Source organism: Bartonella sp. CR84HXZ (assembly GCF_042194535.1).
Lineage (GTDB): Bacteria > Pseudomonadota > Alphaproteobacteria > Rhizobiales > Rhizobiaceae > Bartonella > Bartonella grahamii.
Genome location: NZ_JBHIMY010000027.1, coordinates 1 through 10,506 on the forward strand (window position 1 = coordinate 1; position 10,506 = coordinate 10,506).

Below are 10,506 nucleotides of genomic sequence, written 5' to 3' on the forward strand. Positions count from 1 at the left end.
AAAACCTTCAAAACTAAGTACCATAATAGTTTTGATAGCATTTCTTATGATTATAATCCCTTTCTTTTGAAAGGCTTTAAAGGATTATATGCTTTTCATAAAGCACATTTTAATCATTTACTAAAATCATAAGATTCGTCTGTTAAATAAACAGACATAACCGATAAAATAGACAATAATCCATTAAAAGGGATTTTGATCATCTATGGAATAATTTTATAGATCTTTTTTTATAGGTTGTTTCATTAAAATCTTGCACCAAAACCATGATCAGAGCCATACCACTGTTGAGTTTCTCAACTAGTGATCAAGGCTTTGGAGCGCGTTTTATTTTCTAAATTTCTGAAATTTTTTTGATATTTTTTAGGTGCTATTTCTTGTCTTTTTTTCCGATAAACTGAGTGATCTTCTCTTTCCACGAGCGGGGTTGCTCCTTGCTGGTAACCTCTTGTGGATCATCAAGCTTTTCTGCCACCTGTTTAATCAAAGCGTAACTCACTTGCTTCACCTTTGCTACTTCTTTGGCTAAAGCTAATGCACGTTCAAGGTGGGTTTTGTTGATGCTTTCGTCAAAGCCTAGGTGATCACCTGCCGTAAAGCTTTTCCGATAAGATTGTAAGGTCTCAACATCACCCAATAAAGCAAGAGCGCCAAGATGAAGTAAAGCATAATCCGTATCGTTTGCTTTAGACGTGGCGCCTTTTTCCCAAGGAGCAGCGCCATAATCAGAGCGAAGTCTTTTAGAAAGGTCAATGTCTGTTACCGCCCATTCTAAAGCATCATCAAGCGCCTGTGTTAAACGATCCGCAGTGACTTCTGGTTCAAAGATTTCTAATCCCTTGGCTTCAAAATTAAGCTGTATATCTGGAATATCTTCCGTGTGGGTAGGATCAATGAATTTACAAGCGGTGGAAAGAATGCCCGTGCTAATCATAAAGGCGCTATCAAATTGCGGGTAATCTTTAGCAATTTCGTCGTTATAAAGAATATCTACTTCACGATCAGCCAATTGATAGCTTGCCATATAATCATTCTCATTGATTTTCTCGGTTGACCAGCCTAGGCTTTTTAAAAGTGCATGAGCACTTTCCATGGTGAGACGATCATCAGTGTCATCTGCTTCATCCACTTCCTCTGCCGCTTCAACAGCAGTTGTTTTAGAAGCAACAGATGCTGTTTGCGGATCCAAACTCAAAATCGGTGCATTTTTCGGAAAACCTACTCGATAACCCCGTGCAAGAGTGAGGAGATTATCAATTCTATATTTTGAGATTTCTTCCACAAAACCTAAAGGATTTCCCTTTCTAAAATTCTCCTTATAAGATTTGAGCTTTTCAACATCCCCAATCAAAACAAGCGCAATAAGGTGACGCGCTACAAGATCAAGTTCACTGTCTGGGGGAAAAGCGGCATAATCATAGATGATTTGATTCACATTTTGCCGATCAGCCCACTCAAGTATATCTGTACAAATCTCCTTTAGCTTGCCTTCATCCAATTCAGTACTAGAAACTGTATAAACTTCTTCTGCTTCTTTGAGGGCTATATATTGAGGCATATTATAGAAAATTTCTCTATGAGCAGTGGAAAAGCCAAGTGTTGAAAGGGAAGCCTTAAATGCAACAATCGGCTCTTCTTCATCACTTTGAAGGTTATACATTATATTGATGATACGGTCTTTACTTATAAAATAAGCATTGCGATTGTAGTTTGTATCACGATAAACTGTCCAACCCATTTCTTTTAATTGCTCTGCAACTTTATTGAAAGTAATCAAAACTTGTGGACTAAGATGTGCTTCTGCTGCCTCTCGCTCATTAAGGATTTTCAGATGTTCTTCAGCAAATTCAACGGCATGGTTAACATATTTTTCTACTTCATCATCATCCAAATGTTCAGAAATCGTACCAGCTTCTAAAAATTTTTTATAAGATTTCAGCACATCAATTTTACCTGTTAATGCTAAACAAGCTAAATGCCAGACTATGTCTATATCGTAACTATATTTTTTAACAAGTGTTTTACTTTCTATCGATGCTTGCAAGTCTTGGGTGCGTGCCCATTGTATTATCCGCTCAGAAATTTTGATAAGCTCGTGATCATTTAATGTTCCCACACAAATATCAATTCCTTTACCAAAACCACTAAAAATCCCTCCCCCAATCGTGTTAAAAGACTTATAAATATCCGTAGGTCGTATCCAATTATATTCTCCCCTATAGCGCATACAACGACAAGCTACAGAAATCTCTTCGTTAGAAATCTCAGCTTCAAGACGGACATTGTAATTATCATGAAGACGTACAAAACCAAAATCAAACTGAATAAAACGATCAGGCAAAGAGAGCCACATCTTTCCAAGTTCCGTAGAAAACCACCCTTGCGTTTTGAGAATACGGCTTGCTGCAGTAAGGCTCATCGAGCGCTTTTTGGGCTTTTTGCGCGTTAGAATATCGTCTAACTCCCCATTCTTATAGGCTTGTGCAAATAAAATAAGGCGATCAATCCATTCTATGGTTGCGTAATCCGCAAATTCTGGAACATGTAATTGGGGTGCCGGTTTATCAGATCTTAAAGCATCAATATCACCAAGCAATGCTTTTGCAACAGCAGAATGATTGACGGCTTCTTCACGTAATTTTTGTTCAATATCCTGTGCTTGCGCCCAAGCAATTACTTTGTTTAAGGCGTCCTCGATATGACTTTCTGAAAGATTCTGTGCCGTAACTCCAAAATTTTCTTCTGCAGAAATCAACATATCGTCATATTTATAGCGCGACTGTTCACCTCTAGAATATTCCCCAGCAAGGCAATAAGCGGCGGTGGTAAGAGAAACTGATAGCCACAACTTTCCACCATCTTCTCCATAATCTACAACCTCATAGAGAATGCGTATTATACGATCAGAAAGATGATAATAAGCAAATGTATCTCCAACTTCATCGCGATGGGGCTCCCAACTATGTTTTTTTAAAATCTCAGTTACATCTTTGGTTTGCATAATACTTCACTTTTCTTCTAAATAACTTGGATATTTGTTGAGTTTATATTTGCGTGGTCCTTTTTCCCATTTCTTACTCAATTGTTTTTTAGGCCACTCTTCATTAAATACTTTTATTTGATCCTCAGTTGGTTTCTCCTTTTCTATAAATTTTTTGAGATTTTCTTGGTATTTATTAAACTTCTCTTTCTTTTGCTTAAGATACTCTTCAGCTTTAGAGCCACAAAATTTTATGCTTCCTGTTGTTTTACATATTTCTCTTAAACCTTTCTGCACTTCATTTAATTTGGCTTTACCAGTTTTTGTCTCACTAAATGCAGGTTCACCATCCTCAATATAAGTAATATCAGGACGTGTTCTTGCTTTAATTGTGCCTTTATCTGTCGTAATTTCAATTTCAATCGTTAATTCTCCCTCGCTTGGTGAAAATCCTTCCTCCTCTAATCTTTGTTTTTCCTCATCGCGTTTTTTGTCATGATATTTCCTACCTTTATTAAGCTTTTTACCCTTTCCATCATTATCATCATCATTATTGTTTTGTGAATTTTCATTGCCCGTTTGAGAATCTTTATTTTTTTCTTCTTTTGAGCTTTGATTTGTTTTTTCGCTATCTTCTTCTGCATTTTTTGATGCAACAGCTAAATTGCCAAGGGGATCAGTTGTAGCAACAATATCTTTATTCAAATAGGATACGACAACAACTACACCACCTACTAACAGAATTGCCCATCCTACAGGAGTTATGGAAGATACAACTGCTCCAGCCTCTAAAACAAGCGGTGCTGCTAATGCAAGGCTATTATTCTCCGCAGCATTACCTGCGGCATCGGCTCCGGCATTAACATCACCACCAGCAAGGGCAGCGGCAACGCCCCCCGCAGCCCGTGCAACATCAATGGTGTGGTCTCTAAAGTCAGAAAATTGCTCTTTAATCTTTTGACCTATGCGCGCTTGATCTTCTACGGTTAGCGGGCGACCATTCAATGCTGCTATTTCTTTTTGTATTAAATTTTTAGACCACAATTGAAACTGGAGCATGGCTGTGGCTTCACCCACAGCACCGCCGATAGCACCGGCAGAGCAAGCGCCACTCGCAACCGCGCCTTTTAAGCAGCCAAGACCAGCATGGGCAACGATTTGTGTGACCGTGTCTATTTTGCCTTCTGCCTTGGCGGTACCGATTTCTTCTGCCAACGATTTGCCAACCGTATCAGACAGGGCGATGCGCAGATTGTTAAAAAAGTTCTTGTCAAGAGAGCCACCCTCAAGAGCCGTTTGCACGCCTGTGCCAATAGCGGCTTTGATCAGGTTCTTTTCCGCTTCAAGGGCGATACGATCGACAAAAGGAGCGGTTTTTGGCAAAGATTGTCCAACACCAACCATTTCCGTTATTTGGCTGGTTAAGCCTGCTGTCAACATCGACGAGACAATGCTGAGAATATTCTTGGAAGAACCAAGCTCATGCAAGGCGCCGGCAATATTGCCGCGATTATTGACAAGAGCCACAGCGCTTTTGTTAATCAGTGCTTGGACACCTGCCTGTATCGCCGCATTCATGGCGGTGCTAGAGCCAAGCCCCAAAGCACCGGTAATGGCACTGGCAGCGCCCGATGCTGCTCCACCCGTAACCGCCGTGACAGCCAATGCCACGAGAGCCGCACCGGCTTCTGTCAATCCTTGGGCTTTATAATCCCAGTCTTTAAACTCAGCTCGAACTGCTTGCCAATCAACTTGCTTGGATAATTCTGGATCATCACGCAGTTGCTTGATCCATGCCATGCCTGGAGAGTGTGACAATTGCTCAAGGGATTTGTCTAAATCACCGGTTGCCTCATATTCAACAACAAAGCCATTGCCTGCATCAAGCTTCATGCCACCCTTAGCATCTATGGTGACATGCTCGATGGTCTCCTTAAGGTAACCTTTGTCACCCTCACTCCACCACACAAGGTTTTCATTACGCTGATAAACATCCTTAAAATCTTGATCCTTGTTGGTGAGAAACTTGATCTTCCCATTATCTGATGTCAAATGCATCTCGCCACCACTTGATAGCCCTGCCGCACCAAGTGTGAGATCCCCATTTTGCGCGTGTATGGAGAGGTCTTTGCTAAACTCCACCGTGCTTTTGTTTGTGGTAACTTCAGTTGATTGTTGACGAAACTTATTCTTTTGTTTCGATTTGTCGCCTTCTTTGCCCCTAAGATCCAAGTCAAAACTGTTAACGTCTTGCACCGAAGTCAGCGTGAAAGCACCACCACTGGTGAGATTCCCATTACCTTCTACTTTTACCTTAACCCCATCCATGATGAGGTCGTCGTTCGTAACAACGTTAAGATCATCCCCACTGTTAACTTCACTCAAACGGTGCTCTCTGCTTTGGGCGTTATAATGCCCTTTTTCCAATGTCTGCTCATGTTCACTTTCTAGCGCCAATGCACTAAACGTGGCAGAACCACCGATAATCATCGTCATCGGACCGCCGCTGGTGAATTCCCCACCCTCTGCGCCAAGATCACCAAGGGATTGGATGTTTAATTCATGATCAGAGAGAATTTGTCCCTTCTGCCCAGCTCGATCACCAAAACCATATGCATTCGTGTCACGGATTTTAGCGGTGCTATTGACAATCGTATCACCCGTCATGGTAACCGTATCACCATGAATAACACCGGAAGAATTGGCTAAAAGACCGTTACTGGTGAGCTCTACAGCACCGCTGCCAAGCAAAAACCCACCATTATTGAACAAAGTTTGCGTAGTCGAAACGTGCAGTGCATCATCACTTACCACAGCACCGCTATTGGTAAGACGGTCCGCATTCAAGGTGACCCCATTGCCTTTCAAACGTGCACTGGCAAGATTTTCTTGCTGCGTTTTTGCCCCATAAACATCTTGTGCTAAAGAAGAATTTGGTGCCAAATAAACGTGGGGCACTAAGACCTCTTGTCCGTCGACAAGGTGAATTTCAAGCCAGATCATATCCTTTTTGATCCCAGCAATCTGCTGAGGCGTTAAGGGCTTGCCTAGCTCTAACCCCAAAGGGCCCTGCTGCTCCACAGCATTGTCATAAAGCCTTTGCATTTGAGCATTGGGATCTTCAACATCAAGAAGAGTGCGATTGCCTGTTAGCTCAAAGATTTGCTCACCCACCAGACGATATTCAAAATAAGCATCCCCCAATCTTTTAAACACGTGCTCAGGCTTATAATTGCCAATCTTTTTTAAGTAATAGTCCGATCCTAAAAATTTACTTGGGTTGATAAAGTCCTGTCGCGTCTCGATTAAAAATGGCACATCCGGTGATTGGCTGCCAGCCAACTCTGTCTTGACAGAGTTAAGCCCATCTTGCGTTGGCACCTGTATGGATTCTGGTGCGGGTGTTTGGATACTCGGTGCAAAAAGCCCTTTGTGCCCTTTCAAACCATTGATGATGCCGTCCAATCGATCATCACTAATCAGTGGTTTTGAACCATCAAAATCGGTGTTTTTAACACCAGCCAAACCTTTATCGCCAGAGCTTAAGCCAACTTGCTCAACCCCCTCACGCACCGCATGATTATCAATATAGCCTGTCAACTTAGCATCAAGCGTGCCACCAGCTTCAATCGTGCCGTAAACAGCATCATAGGTACGCTTGGGTGTTTGGATAAAAGTAGGACCGTCCCATTCGTCTGCACCATGCGCTATACACCCTGGATTGGTCCACATATTACAGTCTTTATGTCTGTAGCGTGTTTCAGTCACAACCTTAGTTGTTTCGATTAAATCACGCCCCTCATTGAGCAGCGTATCGCCATGCATCTCAATATTGCCATTGGCAGCAATCAAGCTATAGCTATTGCGGATATCACCGGCATTAATTGTCAGATGACGTCCTACTAAAATCTGTGCAGCATTATTGGTAAAATGAGGCTGCTGACGAATGATCGTAGTGTCGATATTTTTCTTGATCTTTGTGTGTTTATCAACACCTGGGATTTCTTCCCATTCTCCTTGCACGTAACTATGACCAACCACTTTATCGCTAACTTCAACCCCACCTTCACGCATGTTGGTAAGCGCTGAGACATCGAAGGTCATATCGCCTGACACGGCTTCTAAAAGCCCCGAACTATTGATGACATGACCAGCCCGCTCTCCACTTAAACCACGGATGATGAGATTGTCTTCAGCAATAACGTCGGCAAACTTATTGATAAAATCCCCATCTAAGGAGAAAATGGCAGATTTCTTGGCATAAATCAGCCCACTATTACTCAGATCTGCGCTCACATTGAGCGCAACCCCATCACCACTTGAACCAATACTGCCGGCATTGTCCAAAACATCTGCGGTTAAAACAAAAGCGCCACCACTTTTGAGTACACCGTCTTCACCATTTAAAACCAGAGCAGCTTGCCCCAATGACGGATCATGGCTTTCTGCCATAAGCGTAAAACTGTCACTGGCTAAAAGCTGACCTGAATTTGCTAAAGACCCAAGCTTCGCATCAACAACAGTGCCCACCATGATACCGGAATTACTTAAAACATCATGGCTGTTGAGAGTAAGTACTCCGCCTTGCGCTTCCACAAGCCCAGCTTGGGCGAGAGTGCCTGCCTTCAGCGTTACATCATAGGCGCCAACCTCACTTGTCTCACCCATTGTCAATATGCCATCACTGGAAAGCTCAACCCGCTTTTTAGAAACAATGCGCCCCGTTTGGCTGAGATTTGTTTGCGCATGCAAAGCAATGGTATCATTGCTTGCTATCGTACCACTATTGGTTAAATCACCATGGCTGGTCAGTTGAAGGTCACCACGCTCAATCTCTATGTGCCCTGCTTGGATCACACTATCAGCAACAATATTAACTGCCCCTTGCGTAGAAATGAGACCATCAACATTCTCAAAACTGCCCACATCAATGCGCAAACCATCCCGCGCTAAAACATGCGCACCTTCATCATGTGTAGCGTTTTGTTGGTCTGAATTTATCGTTTCAGCGCTTTTATTGACAAAAGACGTTGCAACAATCTTCATCTCACCGGCTAAAGCACTGAGAAGACCAGCCTCATTATTTATATGACCAGCACGTGTCTCTTTCAGCCCACCAATGCTGAGAGCATCTTCAGCAATAATTCTGCCCTGTGTGTTGGTCAGATTACCATCACTGAATAGATCCATAGATTTTTTGGCGTAAATCAGCCCGCTATTGCTGACATTTCCTGCCACATTGAGGGCAACATTCTCACCACTAGAGCCAAGCACACCGGCATTGTCTAATTGCCCTGCGATCACAACAAAAACGCCACCACTTTGAAGAACCCCTTCGGATGTATTCTTCAGAAAGGCTTGTTGCGGATCGGCGCCTTCTTGTGCACTTACCATCAAATGCAAATCATCGGTTGCAATAAACGTCCCTTGATTGGTAAATGCACCAATATGAGCATCGACACTCTCACCACGCATTGTGCCGCTATTTGCGACCCCATCACGCACTTGAAGGGTTAATGCTCCCTCTTGGGCTTCCACAGTCCCTGCTTGGATTAAAGCATCAGCACTTAAAACCACATCATAACTTAAAATCGTGCTCTCTTGACCGGTTGTGAGCATGCCACCCGCTGTCAAGGCAACCTGCTGCATACTGACAATATCACCCGTGTGATTGAGGGCACCATGGGCATCCAGCGTTATCTCCTCATTGGACAACACAGTGCCTTCTTGGATCAGGGCACCGTGATGCGCATAAAGGTCAATTTTTTGCTCTGCCACTAAGCGCGCACGTGATGTAAGCTCTGCTGCTTCCACCAAAAGAGAGCCGCCGGCGCTATAATGTCCAGCGCCTACAGTGAGCGCATCATCGGCGCTCAAGACAATATTCCCCTTGGCACCAATATGGTTGTTTAAAGCGCTGATTTGATTGGTTTTAATGGTCAGATCGCCAAGGGAAGAAACTCCTGTTTGATCATTGTCTTGCATACGACTTAGATCAATTGTTGCTGCTTGGATCTCTAAAAGATCACCAGCGGCTATCCGCCCATTTCCCGCCTCAAGCTTTGCTGCCTGTAAATGCAAAGAACCCGTCGCTGACTGTTGACCATCACTCCCAATACCGCTTGCTAGAAGAGCATGAGACTGGAGCTTGATCACATCGGCGTGCACATCAACAGCACCGCTTGCCGCAACGCGAGCTTGCTCAGCCAGTTCAACATGTTTCAAAGCCTTCAGTTCAACCGCTTCTTCTGAAAAAAGCAAATCTTTTACATGCACACTATCGTGGTGAGAACGCGCTTTTACCGCTCCTTTGGCACGTGCTTTGGCAATCACCAGCTTGCCATCACTTGTCAATCTCATGGCGCCTGCATTGGCAACCATGTCTCCGCGCATCTTAACGCCGGCACCTTTATCATTGGCAATCACGCGGATCTGCCCCGCATACATTCCACCAAACTCACTGGAATCAATCGCCAATTCTGGCTCTTTGCCATCAGAGCCAAGAGAAGTTGCTTCGCGCTTGTGATAATCAAAATGATTGTGACCAGCGATAACAGCCAAATCCCCCTTGACCTGTATAGGACCCCCGACACTGATCTTGCGTGAAACAAGATCAAAAATATCTAATGAACTCCCATCAGCCCCACGAGCGCCTATGGTGATATCACCACCCTCAACACGCAACCCACTCAAAGCGCCATCGGCTCCAATAATCGGTTGTCCGGTCGATAAAGTCACCCGTGGAGTATTAATAAAGCCACAACCGTTACAGGTAATCCCATTGGGGTTGGCGATAATAACATCCGCCATATGCCCGTGTACTTCGCTCACGCCTTCAAGACGCGAGCGATTGGCACTTACCACTTCATTAAGGATAACCTTTGCTGCACCGCTATAACGCAAATTGCCGTTGCCTGGCACCAATCCCCCAAGCTGTGAACGCGAGACTTCCTCAGTCGAATTGTTCAAAATCACGCCATGGGTATCAACATTGAAACTGTCATATTTGTTATGAGAAAGACCCTGTCCATTGGGGCGAACAATATCAATCAGCGGCACATCATTGCCGGCTTTCCCCACCGTGGGGCGGAAAACAGAGCCAACCCCATCAGCTGCTTTAATCCCTTGGCTCTCTTGTGCAACAGGACTTCGCGCTCCAAGCGCTTGTGCTTGCAACAACAAAGGCTGAAAAGCTAAGCAAAAACTTAAAACAAGTGAAAGCCCCTTATGGATCCCTCGCTGCAAAACACAAAGAACGCGCTGCCCTCGCTTGTATCCATATCCCAATCTATGCTTTTGATCTTTCAATCCCCGCATCTTCAGCTCCTCATAAAATTCTTTATCTCTTAAAAAAACAACCCATATGGGTGTAAACAGCACAGCGATATTTTTTACCGCCCCTTTGCTCTAAAATCTCAATAATGCCCGCACTTGAAATAACCCTGTCGAATTTCCCTTTTCTCGCACTGTCGATTGGGTTAAAATATTCGAATAAGACACATCAACATCCGTAATGTCTCCGGTTG

The 10,506-nt window shown here is 43.7% G+C and carries 2 protein-coding genes; both read right to left on the reverse strand.

All coding sequences use genetic code 11. From position 1 onward, the window contains the following. Positions 1–370: 370 nt before the first annotated feature. Complete coding sequence (locus tag ACFIKD_RS08395) at positions 371–3,001, reverse strand: DUF6990 domain-containing protein (RefSeq protein WP_375647742.1); 2,631 nt, start codon at positions 2,999–3,001, stop codon at positions 371–373. 6 nt (positions 3,002–3,007) lie between these two features. Further along, entirely contained in the window at positions 3,008–10,297 is a 7,290-nt protein-coding gene (locus ACFIKD_RS08400) for a DUF637 domain-containing protein (protein WP_375647743.1), read from the reverse strand. Positions 10,298–10,506 lie beyond the last annotated feature (209 nt).

What these genes read in the sequence shown, in the direction of transcription:
- ACFIKD_RS08395 (WP_375647742.1), bottom strand. Translation starts at nt 3,001, where the DNA reads ATGCAAACCAAAGATGTAACTGAGATTTTAAAAAAACATAGTTGGGAG.
- ACFIKD_RS08400 (WP_375647743.1), bottom strand. Translation starts at nt 10,297, where the DNA reads ATGCGGGGATTGAAAGATCAAAAGCATAGATTGGGATATGGATACAAG.